Here is a 17,169-nt window from a genome sequence, read left to right as displayed (position 1 = left end):
CTTTGGTCGCTTGTTGGCCATGTCTTTCCTCCGCTTTCCTAAACATAGCGGAGGACCACTCAAGTGGGGGAAGACCAGCCCAACGAAGGCTGCAATCCAAAGCAAGCCCGACACTGTCAGAACAACCTGAGTCCATGACGAGGAGCTATCCGCCACAACGCGCAAGAGTGCCGCGCCAAGGACCCCGGTATAGATCGCCGTCGTCCCCGCCGTCGCGGCCACTATGTGTCCCATGTGGCCCAAACTGGCCCGCGTCATGACAGCCACCGTCATCACCCCGACGGCACCGGCCATCCACAGATGCTGGACACTGGACATGACGGAGCTTCCAATCCCCAACGCGCCCAGAGGAACAAACAGATAGCCGACATGCATCACCCAGATCGCGGGCTCCCGATGGGCGAGCCACCCCTTCCACCGGAACACGCGGAGCAGGTGCAATAGCCCCGCAGAGATCAATGCCTGAGCCGCCAGAGGCGCTTCAGGGTTCCAGATCCAGATCGTCATCGCGCCGAAAATCGCGAGTAAAGCGGCCTTGTCGAGCATTTCCATGGGCTGCACAGGGAGATCACGGACCCCCTGCGCTTTGAGCCAGTTTCGGGTGAAGGCGGGTACGATGCGCCCCCCAATGAGCGCCACCAGCATGACGGCCGCCGCCAGCATGATCCGCAGACCCAGCCCCCCCCCGCCGCATAGCCCGGTGCCTCAATATGAAACAGCACGTTGCCAAGGATAAGCATCGAGAGCAGCGAAAAGACGATCAGATTGCGCCAGTTTTTACTTGCTACGATCTCGCGCAGCAAAATGACGGCAAGAACCATCGGCATTGCTCAGTCCAGGATGCCGAAGACAAGCGGCGGAAGAAGGTTTGATGCCAAGGACGCCGCCCGTGCCGCAATCCAGAGTGCGAAAAGACCTAGCAGCGGTGCGCCTCTTATCGCGGGGCGCCCCGTCCAATTCGGCACGGCGGTCAACAGGAACCCAGCCATGACCGCAGACAGATAGCCGAAGATAAAGGCATGTGCATGCCAAGAGACCGGGTCAAACCAAACGGGCAAGCGCAACCCGCCCGACAACATGCTCAGCCACAGGACCATGGACAACGCAGCCCAGGCCGACGCACCTAAAAAGAACGGGCGAAACCCATAGCTGAAAAATGCGGCCAGCTGCCGTGGCCGTGTGCTTTTGTGTATCAGCATCTGCCGGACTCCCTAAAGACTGGGATGTTCTGTCAGACTATCGGGCAATTGGCGCGAAACTTTGCTTTGGATCAAGCTGTCTTTTCTTCTTCTTCTCCATTTGCCGATTGCCGCGGATTGATCGTTTGCGTTGCTTCGCCTGTAGACTGTTCGACAAGAACGGAGCCGTTCAGAATTCATCGCGCGCCACAGCTGAAGGCTCTGTCTATTTCAAGGCTGGCCGCCATGATGCTGACCCTCCACTGCCGCGACTTGACTTTGGTTAAGGTACCGCGGCTCTGTCGGAGATAACCCGTCTGAGGAGGTTCCATGTATGCCACCTCTTCGACGCGTTGTCGCGGCCTGCAGCTATTTACTTTTGAGCTTTCTGATCGGTGCGATCCCGGCACCGGCTGAAACACTTGCGGCGTTCTTGCCAGAGCTCTCGGCCACGGATTTCGCACAGCATGCGGACGGCTTTGGTGGCATTGACCCTGAAACCAAGGTGGCGCCCATACTGCGTGGCGGCCGTGCGGTCGGATATGTTTTTCTGACGTCGGATTTCGTCGGAACGACCGGGTATTCGGGAAAGCCCATTCACGTCGTGGCGGGCATTGATCTTGACGCCCGGATCATGGCAGCTCATTTGGTCGAGCACTCTGAACCCATCGTCCTGATCGGCATACCGGACAGTAAGATCGTCGCGCTGACTGAAGGCTACAAAGGGCTTGACCTGAAGGCGGAGGTCGAAGCGGGCGGCGCGGGGCACGAACTTGATATTATCTCCGGTGCGACGGTCACGATCATGGTCATCGATGACAGTATCGTGCGGGCAGGGATCAAGGTCGCGCGGATGATGTCTTTGGGCGGGCTGGCCCCAGAGATCGCCGTACCAAGGCGCGAGATCGACCGATCCAGTAACGTGGTATCGGATTGGATGACCCTCACCGGGGACGGATCCGTCAGAACTCTACGGTTGGACATCGGCCAGGTGAACCGCGCGTTTGAGCAAGGCGGCGATGAGAAGGCGATCACCCGCCCGGAGCGCGGCGCGCCCGAAGACACCTTCATCGAGATGACAGTCGCCATTGTCAGCATTCCAGAGATTGGCCGCACGCTGTTGGGATCTGCGGAATACGATAATCTCCAGACCTGGCTGCGTGAGGGCGAAGAGGCCATCCTGGTGACCGGGCGTGGAACCTATTCGTTCAAAGGATCGGGGTATGTGCGCGGCGGGATTTTCGACCGCATTCAATTGATCCAGGGCGACCGTGCCGTCCGGTTCTTTGACCGCGATCACAAGCGGTTGGGGCGCCTGGCGCCGGATGACAGCCCCGCTTTTGCGGAGTTGGACATCTTCAAGATTCCTGCGGAGGCAGAGTTTGACCCGGCTGCGCCTTGGCGTTTGCAGCTGCTGGTGCAGCGCGCCACGGGAGCTGTCAGCAAGGCGTTTGTGACGTTAGATCTGGGCTATAAATTGCCTGACCGGTTCATCAATGCGGCTGCGGTGACGCATCCTGTTGTGGCGGATGAAGCGGCAGCCAAGACCGCTCTGTGGCAGCGTGTCTGGCGCGATAAGCAAATCGAGATCGGCGTACTTCTGGGCATGCTGGCGGTCCTGACAGGACTGTTCTTTTTCCAAAAGCAGGTCACGCGGAACGCGCGCGCTTTCTTTTGGCTGCGGATTGGGTTTCTGTCCATGACGCTGGTGTTCCTCGGCTGGATGACTAACGCGCAGCTGTCGGTTGTCAACCTGCTGGCCTTGGGCGGCGCGCTGCGCACCGGGTTCAGCTGGGACGCGTTTCTGCTTGATCCGCTGGTGTTCATCCAATGGTTTGCCATCGCCGCGGCGCTGCTTTTCTGGGGCAGGGGGGCCTATTGCGGCTGGCTCTGCCCTTTCGGCGCCTTGCAAGAGCTTTCCAACACGCTCGCACGAGCGCTCAAGGTCCCGCAGGTATCGCTGCCCTGGGGCCTACACGAGCGGCTGTGGCCTGCCAAGTATATGATATTTCTTGTGATATTTGCCGTCTCGCTCACCTCGTTGCCGCGTGCGGAGGCCTTGGCCGAGGTGGAGCCGTTCAAAACCGCAATCATCCTGAAATTTGCCCGCGAATGGCCCTTTGTCGTCTTTGCGCTGAGTATGCTGGCCATCGGGCTTTTCGTGGAGCGGTTCTATTGCCGCTATGTCTGCCCCTTGGGTGCGGCGCTGGCGATCCCGGCGCGCATCCGGATGTTCGACTGGCTCAAGCGCTATCGCGAGTGCGGCAGCCCCTGTCATACCTGTGCCAACGAATGCCCGGTACAGGCCATTCACCCCACGGGCGAGATCAACCCAAATGAATGCGTGAACTGCCTGCATTGCCAGGTGCTCTACCAATCGCAGGCGAAATGCCCGGTCATCATCCAGCAACTCAAGCGGCGGGCAAAGGCCGGCGCCGCCACAGAAGCGCTGAGGGCGTTTTCGCAAAATCCACCCGTTTTGGAAAAGACATAAAGAGAAGAAGAAGGAGAGGGATGATGTCAGAAGAAGAACGCAAAGCGCGGATGAGGCTGAACCGCCGTCAGCTCATGGGCGCGACTGCCGGGGGCGCCGCACTGGCCGCCGCAGGGGGTGCGGGGCTTTTGGGGAGCGCAAGCAAAGCGCAGGCGACGCCAGGGGCTTTCAACCTCGCGCCTGGCGAGTTGGACGAATACTATGGTTTCTGGTCGTCGGGCCAGACCGGCGAAGTCCGCATCTTGGGCTTTCCATCCATGCGCGAGCTGATGCGCATTCCGGTCTTCAACCGCTGCTCTGCAACCGGCTGGGGGCAGACCAACGAGAGCCTTCAAGTCCTGACCGAGGGGCTTCTGCCCGAAACGAAAGAGATGCTCGCCAAGCGAGGTATGAAGACCTACGACAACGGCGATTTGCACCATCCGCATATGTCGTTCACGGACGGCACCTATGACGGGCGCTATATTTTCGCCAATGACAAGGCCAACACGCGGGTCGCTCGCATCCGCTGCGATATCATGAAATGCGACAAGATCATCGAGATCCCGAACGCGCAGGACATCCACGGCATGCGCCCGCAGAAGTACCCGCGCACCGGCTATGTGTTTGCCAATGGCGAGCATGAGGCGCCGCTGGTGAACGATGGCTCCGTGCTGGATAAACCTGAGGAGTACGTCAATATTTTCACCGCGATTGATGGCGATGAGATGACCGTGGCATGGCAGGTGATCGTCAGCGGCAATCTCGACAATTGCGATGCGGACTATCAGGGCAAATATGCCTTTGCGACGTCCTATAACTCCGAGATGGGTATGAACTTGGCGGAGATGACGGCGAATGAGACCGATCACTGCGTCGTCTTCAACATCAAGGCCATTGAAGAGGCTGTGGCCGCCGGGGACGGGCAACTGCTGAACGGTGTGCGGGTGCTCGATGGGCGCAAGCAGGCGGAAAGCCAGTTCACCCGGTACATCCCGATCCCCAACAGCCCGCACGGCTGCAACGCCGCCCCCGACAAGCAGCACATCGTCATCAACGGCAAGCTGTCGCCCACCGTATCGGTAATTGACGTCACACTTGTCGATGCGGTGTTCGAAGGGGCTGATCCACGGTCCTGCATCGTGGCCGAGCCCGAGCTGGGTCTGGGGCCGCTTCACACGGCCTTTGACGGCAAGGGCAATTGCTTCACCACGCTCTTTCTCGACAGTCAGGTGGCCAAGTGGAACATGGCGAAGGCCATCGAAGCCTATGGCGGTGCGGATGTGGATCCGATCATCTCCAAGGTCGATGTGCATTACCAGCCCGGGCACAACTCAACTTCGATGGGCGAGACCGCAGAGGCCGATGGCAAGTGGCTGATTTCGATGAATAAGTTCTCGAAAGACCGGTTCCTGAACACCGGGCCGCTGAAGCCTGAGAACGAACAGCTGATCGATATCTCCAGCGATGAGATGAAGGTAGTCCATGATGGGCCGACCTTTGCAGAGCCGCATGACAGTATCATCGTGCATGCCTCGAAGGTGAACCCGGTGAACATCTACAGCCGCGATGATCCCGGCTGGGATGCCGCGCGCCAGCAGGCCGCAGCAGACGGTGTGGACCTGGAGGACGGGCACCCCGAGCCCATCCGCGATGGCAACAAGGTGCGGGTGTATATGTATTCGATTGCGCCTGAGTTCAGCCTGGAGAAGTTCACGGTCACGCAGGGCGACGAGGTGACGATCTATGTCACGAACCTCGATGATATCGACGATGTGACCCATGGGTTCTGTCTGTCGAACCACGGGATCGCGATGGAGGTGGGGCCGCAGCAGACCTCATCGGTGACATTCACCGCGGACCGCCCCGGCGTGCATTGGTTCTACTGCCAGTGGTTCTGTCACGCGCTGCATATGGAAATGCGCGGGCGAATGTTTGTCGAGCCACGGGCGAGCTGATCCATGTGGTTGATCAAGGCGTTTGGTTTCCTCCTCAGTGTGCTCGCGGGCCCCGGGCTCGCTGGCGGGACGCCTTTGCAGCCGCTGGTGCAGGCCTCACCGCCGGGCGCGGTGGTGCGGCTGGAGCCGGGTCTCTACCTGGGCCCGGTGCATCTGTCCCGCCCGATCACCGTGATCGGCGGGGCGGGTGTCCATCTTGAGGGCGGGGGGCAGGGCTCCGTGATCACGGTGGCCGCAGAGGGCGTGCAGGTGGAGGGCCTGCGTATCACCGGGTCGGGGGATGATCACGCAACCAAGGACGCGGGCATCACCCTGACCAAGGTCGCGACCGGTGCCGTAATCCGGGGGAACCTCTTGCAAGGCAATCTCTACGGCATCGACGTGCACGGCGCGCAGGACGCGCAGATCATCGGCAACACCATCGAAGGCCGTCAGGGCCACCGGATGAACCAGCGCGGCAATGGCGTTTATGTCTGGAATGCGCCGGGCACGGCAGTCGAGGGCAATGACATCCGCTGGGGGCGGGACGGGATATTCGTGAACACCTCCAAGCGGAATGTCTTTCATGGCAACCGGTTCCGCGATCTGCGCTTTGCCGTGCATTACATGTATGCCAACGACAGCGAGGTCACGGGGAACCTGTCCATCGGCAACCATCTGGGCTTTGCGGTGATGTATTCGCGGCATGTGAAGGTGGTGGACAATGTCTCCATTGGTGATCGCGATCACGGGGTCATGCTGAACTTTACCAACCGCTCGGAAGTGCGCGGCAACTACGTGCAGGACGGGGCGAAAAAGTGCCTGTTCGTCTACAACGCGCATAAGAACGAGATCACGGACAACCGCTTCGAGCGCTGCGGGATCGGCATCCATTTCACCGCCGGGTCGGAACGCAATGCGGTCACCGGCAACGCTTTTGTCGGCAACCGGACGCAGGTGAAATATGTCTCGACCAAATGGCTGGACTGGGCGACCGAGGGCCGGGGGAACTACTGGTCGGATTTTGTCGCGACCGATCTGGATGGCGATGGAATCGCCGACGGTACCTACCGGCCCAACGACAGCATCGATCAGGTCTTGTGGCAGCAACCCGCGGCACGGCTGCTGATGGGCTCGCCCGCGGTGCAATTGGTGCAGTGGGCGCAATCGGCCTTTCCGGCATTGACCCCCGGCGGGGTGATGGACAGCGCGCCGCTGATGCGCCCCATTGAGGTGGACGTGCCGGAATGGGGGGTGTCTCATGGCGGATAGGCCGGTTCTGGATGCGGTTGGGCTGACGCGCCAGTTTGCTGGGGCGCACGGCGTCCGTGACGTGTCGCTTCAGGTGCATGCCGGCGAGCGGGTGGCGTTGCTGGGGCACAATGGCGCCGGAAAATCGACCCTTATGAAAGCAGTCCTGGGGCTGCTGCCGATCGACAGTGGCACGGTTTCAATCGCAGGCCAGCCGCTGGGCACCGTTGCCGCGCGGGTGGCGGTGGCCTATCTGCCCGAGGCTGTGTCCTTTCATCCCGCTCTGACTGGGCGGGAACAGATCAGGCTCTTTGCGCGGCTTGCCGGGGTCAAGACAGGCGACGGCGATGCGCTTCTGGAAAACGTGGGCCTGGCTGATGCGGCCGACCGGCGTATCGGTACCTATTCCAAAGGGATGCGTCAGCGGCTGGGTATGGCACAGGTTTTTCTAGGCAAACCGATGTTGGCGCTGCTCGACGAGCCCACGAGCGGCCTCGACCCGATGGCGCGACACGATCTCTATGCGCTGATCGACAGTCTGGCGGCGGGTGGAACAGGTGTGGTCATCGCAAGCCATGCGCTCACCGAAATCGAAGCCCGCACCGACCGGATCGCTATTTTACGCCATGGGCAGATGGTTGCGGACGCGTCGCTAAAAGAGCTCTTTGCCCGCGCCGCGATGCCGATCCACATCCGCGTCAAGGCCAAGCACGACGCAGCCGCGCTGTTTGACCGGTTCGGCGGGCGGCGCATCAACGGGGCGCAGGTCGAATTCGCTGTCACGCAGGATCAGAAACTGGCCCGGCTGGCCGAGGTGATCGCCATGGGTGCTCAGGTCGCGGATGTTGAGATCATCCCTTCCTCACTCGAAGATCTCTATCGCCATTATTCCGGACAGGAGGAGCGCGCATGATCCGGGTGCTCGCCATCGCAACGACAGAGTTTCGCATCTTGCGGCGCAACCGCTGGCTGCTGACCGCAACGGGGCTCCTGTCGGTCTTCGCGCTGGCGCTGACGCTGTCGGGGGCTACAAACTCCGGCGCGTTGGGCGTGGATCTGCTGACGGTCTCCGTGGCTTCGATGACGACCTTGGCCGTTTATCTGGTGCCTTTGGTCGCGCTGCTGATGTCCTTTGAAACAATTGCCGGGGATGCTGAGCGGGGATCGTTGGCTTTGGTGCTGACGTACCCTGTATCGCGCAGCGCGCTGCTCGCGGGCAAGTTCCTCGCCCATCTAAGCGGGCTGACCATTGCCGTAATCACCGGCTTTGGCCTCGCGGGTTTGCTTGCCTTTGCGCTCGGTGGAGCTGGGATGGCGAGCGCTCTGGCGCTGGCGCGGCTGATGCTGGGTGCGGTGCTCTTGGGCTCGGCATTCATCGCGATCGGTTACGTGGTTTCGGCCTTCAGCGGTTCGGTCGCCGCTGCTGCCGGGGGCGCCGGGTTTGTCTGGCTGGTTCTCGTGGTGCTCTACGATCTGGTGTTGCTGGCGCTGGTGATCTGGGACGATGGCGGGGTATTCAGTCGGCAGGTGTTCCCTTGGGTTCTTGCGGCCAACCCGGCGGATGCATTGCGCCTCTTTAGCGTGACCGCCTCTGCCGAGCAGGCGTTGGTCACCGGCATGGGGGCCGCAGCAGCCGTCCTGCCGCGCTGGACAGCACTGGCCTCACTGCTGATCTGGCCGGTATTGGGGTTGCTGCTGGCGCGCGTGGCTTTTGCACGGAGGGTGCCATGAGATACCTGATTTTGATCGTATTGCTTGCGGTGATCGCCTGCAAGGAGGAGCTCACCGAGCTGCCTGACCCAATGCCGCTAACCGCCGACAACCTGGCGCATTACTGCATGATGAACATCTCAGAGCATCCGGGCCCAAAGGCGCAGATATTTTTGAGCGGTCTGCCCGATCCGATCTTCTTCGCCCAGGTTCGGGACGCCTTCACCTATGTCTCGAGCGCCGAGCAGGACGGCTACATTGCGGCCATTTACGTCAATGATATGTCGACCGTTGCCTGGGAAACCCCTGGCGCCGAGAACTGGATGTTGGCGGAGGACGCGCATTACGTGGTGGGCTCCGGCAAGGTCGGCGGCATGGGGGCGCCAGAGCTTGTCCCCTTCTCCGATGCCGCGCGTGCGCAAACTTTTGTCACGCGCTTTGGCGGCACGATTCACCAGATGACTGATATCCCCGAGAGTGCTTTCCTGGCCCCGGTGGAACTCGTCTTTCAGCGGGAGAGCGGCGAATGAGCGCGAGAGGCTTTCACCGTCGCAGGTTTTTAAAGATTGCCGCCGTCGTGCCATTGGTCGGGCTGTCGGCGCGCGCGCAGGCTGACGCGCCGGTCGCGCGGTGGCACGGTGTGGCTTTGGGCGCGTCGTCCCAGATTATCGTGGCGGGTCTCCATACGGAGGAGGCCGAACCAATCTTTGCGCAGGCCCGGGACGAGATCGCCCGTCTGGAAGCGATCTTCAGCCTCTACCAAAACCGCTCGGAACTGTCGGTTCTGAACCGCACGGGCCGGTTGGTGCATCCGGCACCCGAACTGTTGGAAGTTCTCAGTCTGTCGCGCGCCGTGCGGGAGGCTTCATTCGGGGCGTTCGATCCTTCGGTGCAGCCGCTTTGGCGCGCGCGCGTCACCGGCGAAACCTTTGCTCTGCCCCACGGTGATTTGAGCGACGTGATGTACTCCGCAGATGAGATCGTGTTGAAACCGGGCATGGCGCTCACGCTCAACGGCATCGCGCAGGGCTACATCACTGACCGCATCGCCGCGCTGTTGCGCTGTCAAGGGATGACAGATCTTGTCGCCGATGCCGGTGAACAGCGTGCGTTGGGGCACCGCCCCGGCGGCGGTGGTTGGCGGGTCGGCATCGCGGACCCATCGGGTGCGCTGGTGGCGCAACTCGCCCTGAGGGATCGTGCGCTGGCAACCTCCGCACCCGGCGGCACGCTGTTGCCCGACGGGAAAGGCCATATCGTTGATGCGCGCGACGGTCAGCCGGCGGACCGCTGGCAGACGCTCAGCGTGACCCATGACAGCGCGGCGGTTGCGGATGCTTTGTCTACGGCGGCTTGCTGCCTGACAGCCGCCGAGATGGACGACATGCTCAATCACTTTCCAACGGCGCAGCTTGTCTATCGGACGTGACTTCTTCGGCCTCTCAGGTCTTGAGGATCAACTCGCGCAGGGCTTTGCGGTCGTCGATCATGGCCACATCGCCTTTGATCTGCACCCCGAAGGTCTGCAACTCTATGAACGTGCGTGACAGCTGCTGTGGGCTGGTGCCTATTTTTGCCGCGATCAGCGATTTGCTGAAGGGCAAACGAACCTCGGCCTCCTGGCCGGGCGTGTCGATCTGATCCAAGAGGAATTTGGCCAGCCGCTCGCGAATGGTGCGCGCCTTGAGCCATTCCACATCGTCCACCAGATCGTGGAGCTTGTGATAGACAGAGGCAAGCGACTGCGCCAACACCTCACGGTTTTTCTGCATGATATCCATCAGCATCGCGCCGTTGATGGACAAGACGCGCAAATCCGTCATCGCCTGCGCGGAGACCGGGTAGGCTTTGCCCAGAAAGGCCGCCGCTTCTGCGAGGCTGTCGCCTTTGTGGAACGTCGCAATCAAGGTCTGGGATCCGTCGCGTTCATCGCGCGTGACCTGCGCCCAACCCTCCAAGACAAGAAACAGATTAATCGCAGGATCGCCTTGCTCGAACAGGTACTCCGACCTGCGCAGCGCAGTCTCGGTGCCGCTTGCAAGCACATTTGACAGCTCGTCACCGGTCATGGCTGAGCACAGCACTGACCGCTTGAGCGTTGCACGGTCTTGGTCGTTTAGAAAGCCGACATCCATGGCGTGTGATCCTTGGTCTTACTCTCTAGCCTCATAACATCTTTCGGCGGTTCGGCCTTAATGCAAATCAAGCAACCCGGAACATTTGTCGCTTTCGCACACCCAATTCTTGAGAAATCTCAAGGACAGTTCGGTCGCGTTAACTATTCTACAACAACCGGAGCCGGTTCAATCGGAACGAGAATCGGCGTTATAGCGCAGATAGCCACCTCGCTTTGGAAGCAATGGAAAGCAGCTTGACATGGGGACCATGTTTGAGATCGCCGGGCGCGCCGCGATATTCAGTCGCGTTCCCGCTGATGACATCGAAAAACTATTGCAAAGGTCATCCTTGCGATCCTTTGACCGTGGTGCGTCAATCTATCTGCAGGGTGAGCGCGCTCATAGCCTCTATGTGGTGCTGGAGGGATGGGTCAAAACCTATCGCATCACGCCCTGCGGCAATGAAGCGGTCATCGGTATCTTCACAAAGTGCAACAGCTTCGGCGACGAGGCGGCTCTTGGTGACGGCAACTTCATTTCCGGGGCGGAGGCGGTCTCCACGGCGCTGATCCTGCAGATTGACGCGCATGTTCTGGCCCAGCAGCTGGCTGATGACATGGTCTTGTGCCGGTCGGTTCTCTCGGGAGCGATGGAGAGCAACCGATGCCTCGTGCATCATGTCGAGCAGTTGAAATCGCACACCGCCGGCCAGCGCATTGCTGACTTCCTGTTGTCGCTCTGCGATGGCAAGGCGGGGAGCTGCACGGTGATCCTGCCTTATGACAAGGTTCTCATCGCCGCCTGGCTGGGCATGAAACCCGAGTCATTGTCGCGGGCTTTTCGCCGCCTGAAAGACTATGGCGTGACGATCCAGAAGGACCATGCCATCATAGCGTCGGTGGAGCATCTGGCGCAGTACGCTGATGAAGACCCCGCAGAGTCGTGGAGTGCGAAACATGAACGCAAAGCTGAACGCTGTTCTTCAAGCCATTGATGCCGCCAATCGGGCGGACCCGACAACCACTCCTGATGACGCGGGCGAGGCGCAACCGGAGGCCTATCTCTACGGGTTGCGCATGAGCGCGGAACTCGACCGTCTCATCGGCGAAGAGGCCAGCGATGTACTGCGTATCGCCGCGCGAGGTCAGCACATCGAGCGTTGGTTGCTCAAGCGCGCGGATTATCCCGAGGGGCGCGCTGGCTACTTGGCCTGGCGTCGCGATCAGGGACGTGCACATGGCGAGCGGCTGGGCGGTTTGATGCGGGACGCTGGGTTTTCGGAGAACCGATGCGCGCGGGTCGGCGTCTTGCTGCGCAAGGAGGGCATCAAGCGTGACCCGGAGGTGCAGCAACTTGAGGACGTGATCTGTTTCACCTTCCTCAAGTGGTATTTTGATCCCTTTGCCGCCAAACATTCCGACGAGAAGGTCTTGGGGATTGTCGCCAAGACTGCACGCAAGATGTCGGCGGACGCGCGGGCCCGCGTACTTGCGGAGTTCGACCTTCCCGGGGATCTGGCGAATGCTGTGAAAGCGGCGGCCTAGACACCTGTCTTTCTCACCGCCCGCAAGCTCGGTGACACCCTGAGCCAACACTACCGGCGATGTTATGCAGGGTGTGGTGCCCCGGCTGCGAGAAACAGCACAATCAGCAAAGCGATGAGTGCGGCGAGTGCCAAGAGGATCCCGCATGCCCATCCGGGCCTATCGTGCAACTCGAGGTAATTTAGCAGGATCAGCCGTGCCTTGATCCATGCGACAATCAGAACCAGCGCTCCGGTGATGTGCGCCGGAAGACCGCTGAGATGCAGCGCGGTACTGAGCGCGGTCAGCGCTGCGAGTGCGCTCCAGGTCCGGACCAACCTTGTGCTTTTCCCTCGGCTCATAGCAGGTAAATCACTGGAAAGAGCAACACCCAAACCAAATCGACCATGTGCCAGAAGGCGGCTCCAGTCTGAATCGCCCTATGTTGTGCCTGCCAGCCGACCAGGGCCAGAATGATAACCCCAGCGATCACATGGGCGGCATGAAACCCGGTGAGCAGGTAGTAGAACGTAAAGAACTCATGGGTTTCAAAGTCGATGCCTTCGGCCGCCTTTGCAGTATACTCAACAGTCTTCAGACCCAGAAAGACGAGGCCAAGCAGGCTGGCGGCCGCCAGCCGCAGCCGCGCGACCCTCCGGGTCTTTGCAGTCACCGCCAATGCCGCAAAGAGGCCGGAGGTCACCAGGATGATGGTGTTCGTACCCGCAAGCTCCACCATGAGATGGCTGCGTGCCTGGGCAAAACCCGCAGGATCGGTAAGCCGGACGCCCATGAACGCCGCAAGCCCCGCGCCGAACACAGCAAGCTCCGAGAAGATCAGCACCCACATCATCACTTCCCCCGGCAGGCCTTGGGTGCGGGTGGTCAATGGCCGTCTCCGACAAGCTGGCGGTAAAGGCCTGGCAAGGCGGTTATCAGCTGTTCTGGCTGTGCAATCACCGCATAGCCACCGGAGCCAAAGAGGCGGGGAAACCAGCTTTGTCCCTTGGGGTCGACCGTAATGCCGAAGACCGACTGGCCGCGCATGCGCGCCTCGCGCACGGCCTTGCGCGTGTCTTCGATGCCGTGGCGGCCTTCGTAGTGGTCGATGTCGTTGGGTTTGCCATCGGTCAGCACCAGCAGGAGCTTTGCCGATTGTGTTGTGCTTTGCAGATCGCTGGAAACATATCGGATCGCCGCCCCGAGCCGCGTGTAAAACCCTGGCCGCAGGCTGGCCAGCTTGAGCTCTACCAGATCGCTCATCGGATCGCTGAAATCTTTGCAGCGCTCCACATAGACCCGGTCTCGGCGCAGCGACGAAAAGGCATGGATCGCCAGCGGATCCCCACAAGCGTGTAGCCCCCAGGCCAGGGCCGTGAGCGCCTCGCGTTCGATGTCGATCACCGCGCGGCCGGTCACCGCGCTTTCGGTGCTGTGGGACGTGTCGATCAGGATCGAAACCGCCAGATCGCGCGCGGTGGCGCGGGTCTGGCACCACAACCGGTCGCGCGCCGACCCGGTTGCCACAATGTCCGCCCGCGCGCGCAACACGGCGGAGAGGTCGAGCGTGTCCCCATCCGGCTGCTCCTTCAGGGTGATGGGGCGGGGGCGGAAGGCCTCGAACTGGCGGCGGACGCTGCGGATACGCCGCGCGGCGCGGGCATCTTGGGGGGCGGGCGCATCGGCGGGCAGGGTGTCGGAGGCGAACACCCGGCAATGGTCCTTAAGGTAGCTCTGGCTCTGCACGTCCCATTCATCGTAAGTATGCTGCCCCGCCAGTATTTCCCGGTTCACATCCGCAGGCGCGAGATCAAGGTTCAGCTTGAACTTGCTGGCGGGCGCCTTGGAAATGTCGGTCAGCGACATCTCCTCCAGATCATCCATCGCCTTTTTTGCCGCCTCTAGGTCGTCATCATCCGTGCGGCGGTTGAGGTTCAGAAAGTCCGCAAAGCTGAGGATGGCCTCGAATTTATGCAAGATCAGGCTGTCGCGACGCTCCGTCTGGTCGGAGGTTTTGCGTTTGCCTTTCTTTGTGGTTTCAAGACTGTCTTGCGGGCCTGCCTCTTGCGGCTCGGCAGATTCCTGCGGCGCAGTGAAGGAGGATCGATCAGAAGGTGTGAGCCGCAGCCAAAGCGGGACGGGACGCAGGGGGCGGTATCTACGCGGTGTGTCGCAAGGGGGTGGCGCGGTCGGCTCCGCAGCCCCAAGCGCGAACCGCGCCAGCGCGTCGATCACGGCCTCCGCACGGGGAAGCGCAGGGCGCGGACGGGCGGCAAGATGGGCCTTGGCCAGCCGGGCATAGAGCGGTTCCAGCCCCGCATTCTCGGTCAGCGTGAGCAGCGTGGTGTCTTGACCGACTTGAATATAGGTCAAGTCTGCGGCCATCGGGTTGTTGGGCCATTGCGGCAAGTCCCGGGCGGTGGCGGCACAGGCGGTTAGCCATGTGAAGAGGTCGCGGTTCAGCGCCGCATCCGCGAAGAGGTCAAGTGTTGCTGGTAGGCGGAGGATTTCGCCGTCAAAGCTCGCTTGCGGCACGGCTTCAGCCCAAGTCCCGAGCCTGCGCCGCCAGCTCAGCCGGTGGTGGCTGACTTCAGCCGCCACGGGGCGCAGTTCCACCGACGGATCGCCGCCGAGGCCGCGAAAGAGCACCGCGAGCCGTGCGATTTCATGCTCCAGATGCACAGCCGCTTGCGTATGGTGGGCATCGGGCGCATCAAACCGGCTGGCCCAGCGGTGCCAGATTTTGCCGACGGTTTCTTCCGGCTCCCACGGTCCCAGCGCGTCGTGCATGGGACCTAACCAAAGACAGCGGTGACGATGTCGGCAAGCCCTTGTTGCACGTCCTCATCATCCGAGAGGGGTTCGATCATCGCGGCATGAATGGCCTGCATGACCGGCATGCCGGTGGCCACCAGCGTGGCGGCGTAGATCACCAGCCGGCTTGAGACGCCTTCCTCCAGATCCTGACCTTTGAGCGCGCGGAACTTGCCCGCCAGACGCACGAGGTTTCGGCATTTCGCAGGGTCCAGCCCGCTTTCCTGCGCCACAATAGCGACCTCCTGATCAGCGGGCGGGAAATCGAACGTGGCCGATAGGAACCGTTGTCGGGTCGAGGGTTTCAGTGTTTTGAGGATGTTTTGGTAGCCAGGGTTGTAAGAGGCCACGAGCATGAAGCCGGGGGCCGCCACCAGCGTCTCCCCGGTACGGTCGATCGGCAAGATGCGGCGGTCGTCGGTCAGCGGGTGCAGCACAACCGTCACGTCCTTCCGGGCTTCGACGATTTCATCAAGATAGCAAATCGCGCCCTCACGCACGGCCCGGGTAAGGGGGCCGTCCGCCCAGACCGTGTCGCCGCCCTTGAGCAGATAGCGCCCGATCAGATCTGCCGCTGACAGATCATCATGGCAGGCCACGGTATAGAGCGGACGCCCCAGCCGTGCCGCCATATGTGTCACGAAGCGGGTTTTGCCGCAGCCCGTTGGTCCCTTGATCAGCAACGCCATATTGTTGCGTGCGGCGGCTTCAAACAGGTCACATTCGGCGCCTTGGGCGACGTAAAAGGGGGCATCCGCAGCCCCCCCTTCGACGGATTGGGAGAGCACGTTCATTCCGCGGCCACCGGTTCTTTGTCGCTCGGGGTGATGACCTCCTTGCGGGGCAGCGCCACCGCATAAATGAAAAGCAACGCCCCGATCACCACCGCGACGCCAGACCCGAAGCGCATCCAGTAGAAGACCGCGATGGCGTCTTGCACGTCCATGAAGTATTCACCCTGCACACGCTGTGCATGGGTTTGCACCGTGCCCGCAAAGGTCAGCACAAAGGTCATGAAGGTCATGCCACCCGCCATCAGCCAGAAGGACGCCATGTTGAGCACCTGATTATAGGGGTCGCGCTGGCGCAGGATCGGGAAGGCATAGGTGAAGATCGCGAGGTTCAGCGAGACATAAGCGCCGAAGAAGGCCAGATGCCCGTGCGCCGCGGTGATCTGCGTTCCATGGGTGTAGTAGTTGATCCCGTGCAGCGTATGCAGGAACCCCCAGACCCCCGCGCCAAAGAAAGCCAGCGTGGCACACCCCAGTGACCACAGGAGCGCCGCCTTGTTCGGGTGGTCGCGGCGGCCTTTCCAGACCATGACGAAGGCAAAGGCCATCATCCCGAAGAAGGGCACGACCTCGAGGCTGGAGAAGATCGAGCCGATCCACTGCCAATAGCTTGGCGTGCCGATCCAGTAGTAGTGGTGGCCAGTGCCGAGGATGCCGGAAAAGAGCGCTGTGGCCACGATGAGATACAGCCATTTTTCCACGATCTCGCGGTCCACCCCAGTGAGTTTCAGCATGAGAAAGGCGAGGATGGAGGCCATCACCAGTTCCCAGGTGCCCTCGACCCAGAGGTGCACCACATACCACCAGTATTGCTTGTCGAGCGCGAGGTTCGACGGGTTGTAGAAGGCAAAGAGGAACAGCAGCACCAGCCCCCAGAGCCCCAGGAGGAGCACGTTGGTGATGGCCGTCTTGCGCCCCTGCAGCACGGTCATGGTGATGTTGTACATGAAGATGAGGGCTGCCACGACGATGCCCATCTTGACCCACATGGGCTGTTCCAGAAACTCGCGCCCTTCCTTGCCGAGCAGCCAGTTGCCCTCAAAAAGGTTGAAGAGGTAGGTCACCACAACCCCTAGCGTGCCCAGGACCAGAATGGCCAGTTGCACATAGGCCAGGATGGGCGAGTGGATTTCACGCTCGCATTCCTCGGGGATCAGGAAGTAGGCCGCCCCCATAAAGCCCAGCAGCAGCCAGACGATCAGCGAGTTCGTGTGCAGCATGCGCACGATGTTGAAGGGCAGGATCTCGGACAGGAAATTCGGGCTGACATAGATCCAGCCCGCGAGCAGCCCGCCCGAGACCTGAATGGCAAAGAGCGCAAGGGCCACGGAAAAATAGACCAATGCGATGGATTGAGATTGATACTTCATTGGTG

The 17,169-nt window shown here is 61.2% G+C and carries 16 protein-coding genes and 1 pseudogene; 9 read left to right on the top strand and 8 right to left on the bottom strand.

Annotated features, from left to right (window positions below; all coding sequences use genetic code 11):
• Positions 1 to 663 (bottom strand): NnrS family protein (locus Q1A71_RS11485; RefSeq protein WP_299675681.1); only part of this gene is annotated, 663 nt, incomplete at its 3' end.
• Between the two features lie 80 nt (positions 664 to 743).
• Positions 744 to 1,199 (bottom strand): annotated as a pseudogene (locus Q1A71_RS11480) (NnrS family protein); the annotation flags it as partial.
• A gap of 313 nt (positions 1,200 to 1,512) precedes the next feature.
• On the opposite strand from Q1A71_RS11480, the gene Q1A71_RS11475 reads away from it, so the two are divergent.
• The 7 genes from Q1A71_RS11475 to Q1A71_RS11445 are packed head-to-tail and all read left to right on the top strand — an operon-like array spanning position 1,513 to position 9,978.
• Positions 1,513 to 3,672: a NosR/NirI family protein gene (locus tag Q1A71_RS11475; protein ID WP_299675678.1), complete on the top strand. Its 2,160-nt coding sequence runs from the start codon at positions 1,513 to 1,515 to the stop codon at positions 3,670 to 3,672.
• 23 nt (positions 3,673 to 3,695) lie between these two features.
• Positions 3,696 to 5,609, top strand: coding sequence for a TAT-dependent nitrous-oxide reductase (nosZ, locus tag Q1A71_RS11470; protein WP_299675675.1), 1,914 nt, complete (start codon positions 3,696 to 3,698; stop codon positions 5,607 to 5,609).
• Positions 5,610 to 5,612: 3 nt separating this feature from the next.
• Positions 5,613 to 6,860 (top strand): nitrous oxide reductase family maturation protein NosD, encoded by a 1,248-nt coding sequence (locus Q1A71_RS11465; protein ID WP_299675672.1) that lies wholly within the window; start codon positions 5,613 to 5,615, stop codon positions 6,858 to 6,860.
• On the top strand, positions 6,850 to 7,752 hold the full coding sequence (locus tag Q1A71_RS11460; protein WP_299675669.1) for an ABC transporter ATP-binding protein: 903 nt from the start codon (positions 6,850 to 6,852) through the stop codon (positions 7,750 to 7,752). Before Q1A71_RS11465 ends, Q1A71_RS11460 begins: the two co-directional genes overlap by 11 nt.
• Positions 7,749 to 8,570: an ABC transporter permease subunit gene (locus tag Q1A71_RS11455; RefSeq protein WP_299675666.1), complete on the top strand. Its 822-nt coding sequence runs from the start codon at positions 7,749 to 7,751 to the stop codon at positions 8,568 to 8,570. The genes Q1A71_RS11460 and Q1A71_RS11455 overlap by 4 nt, the downstream gene beginning before the upstream one ends.
• On the top strand, positions 8,567 to 9,079 hold the full coding sequence (locus Q1A71_RS11450) for a nitrous oxide reductase accessory protein NosL (protein WP_299675664.1): 513 nt from the start codon (positions 8,567 to 8,569) through the stop codon (positions 9,077 to 9,079). Before Q1A71_RS11455 ends, Q1A71_RS11450 begins: the two co-directional genes overlap by 4 nt.
• Complete coding sequence (locus Q1A71_RS11445) at positions 9,076 to 9,978, top strand: FAD:protein FMN transferase (protein ID WP_299675662.1); 903 nt, start codon at positions 9,076 to 9,078, stop codon at positions 9,976 to 9,978. The genes Q1A71_RS11450 and Q1A71_RS11445 overlap by 4 nt, the downstream gene beginning before the upstream one ends.
• A 13-nt stretch (positions 9,979 to 9,991) precedes the next feature.
• Here the strand turns inward: Q1A71_RS11445 and Q1A71_RS11440 are convergent, their stop codons facing one another.
• Entirely contained in the window at positions 9,992 to 10,684 is a 693-nt protein-coding gene (locus Q1A71_RS11440) for a Crp/Fnr family transcriptional regulator (RefSeq protein ID WP_299675660.1), read from the bottom strand.
• Positions 10,685 to 10,925: 241 nt separating this feature from the next.
• On the opposite strand from Q1A71_RS11440, the gene Q1A71_RS11435 reads away from it, so the two are divergent.
• Together Q1A71_RS11435 and Q1A71_RS11430 are read left to right on the top strand one after the other, a co-directional pair.
• Positions 10,926 to 11,660, top strand: a complete 735-nt coding sequence (locus Q1A71_RS11435; RefSeq protein ID WP_299675658.1) for a Crp/Fnr family transcriptional regulator — start codon at positions 10,926 to 10,928, stop codon at positions 11,658 to 11,660.
• A complete protein-coding gene (locus tag Q1A71_RS11430) occupies positions 11,623 to 12,210 on the top strand; it encodes a DUF4202 domain-containing protein (RefSeq protein ID WP_299675655.1) in 588 nt (195 codons plus the stop codon). Before Q1A71_RS11435 ends, Q1A71_RS11430 begins: the two co-directional genes overlap by 38 nt.
• Before the next feature lie 62 nt (positions 12,211 to 12,272).
• Here Q1A71_RS11430 and Q1A71_RS11425 read toward each other — a convergent pair whose 3' ends face one another.
• Genes Q1A71_RS11425 through Q1A71_RS11405 form a run of 5 tightly spaced genes read right to left on the bottom strand, consistent with a single transcriptional unit; the run spans position 12,273 to position 17,164 of the window.
• Positions 12,273 to 12,527, bottom strand: a complete 255-nt coding sequence (locus Q1A71_RS11425; RefSeq protein WP_299675652.1) for a cytochrome C oxidase subunit IV family protein — start codon at positions 12,525 to 12,527, stop codon at positions 12,273 to 12,275.
• Between the two features lie 20 nt (positions 12,528 to 12,547).
• A complete protein-coding gene (locus tag Q1A71_RS11420) occupies positions 12,548 to 13,039 on the bottom strand; it encodes a cytochrome c oxidase subunit 3 (protein ID WP_366140239.1) in 492 nt (163 codons plus the stop codon).
• A 35-nt stretch (positions 13,040 to 13,074) separates the two neighbouring features.
• Positions 13,075 to 14,979 (bottom strand): VWA domain-containing protein, encoded by a 1,905-nt coding sequence (locus Q1A71_RS11415; protein WP_299675649.1) that lies wholly within the window; start codon positions 14,977 to 14,979, stop codon positions 13,075 to 13,077.
• A gap of 5 nt (positions 14,980 to 14,984) precedes the next feature.
• Positions 14,985 to 15,797, bottom strand: a complete 813-nt coding sequence (locus Q1A71_RS11410) for a CbbQ/NirQ/NorQ/GpvN family protein (protein ID WP_299675646.1) — start codon at positions 15,795 to 15,797, stop codon at positions 14,985 to 14,987.
• Positions 15,794 to 17,164 carry a cbb3-type cytochrome c oxidase subunit I gene (locus tag Q1A71_RS11405; protein ID WP_299675643.1) on the bottom strand — a complete coding sequence of 457 codons (1,371 nt, stop codon included), beginning with the start codon at positions 17,162 to 17,164 and terminating at the stop codon, positions 15,794 to 15,796. The genes Q1A71_RS11410 and Q1A71_RS11405 overlap by 4 nt, the downstream gene beginning before the upstream one ends.
• Positions 17,165 to 17,169: the final 5 nt, after the last annotated feature.

Origin of the sequence: uncultured Roseobacter sp., assembly GCF_947493125.1 — a bacterium.
Classification (GTDB): Bacteria; Pseudomonadota; Alphaproteobacteria; order Rhodobacterales; family Rhodobacteraceae; genus Roseobacter.
Note: the sequence above shows the minus strand (reverse complement) of the source record. Positions and strands in the feature narration are given on the sequence as shown.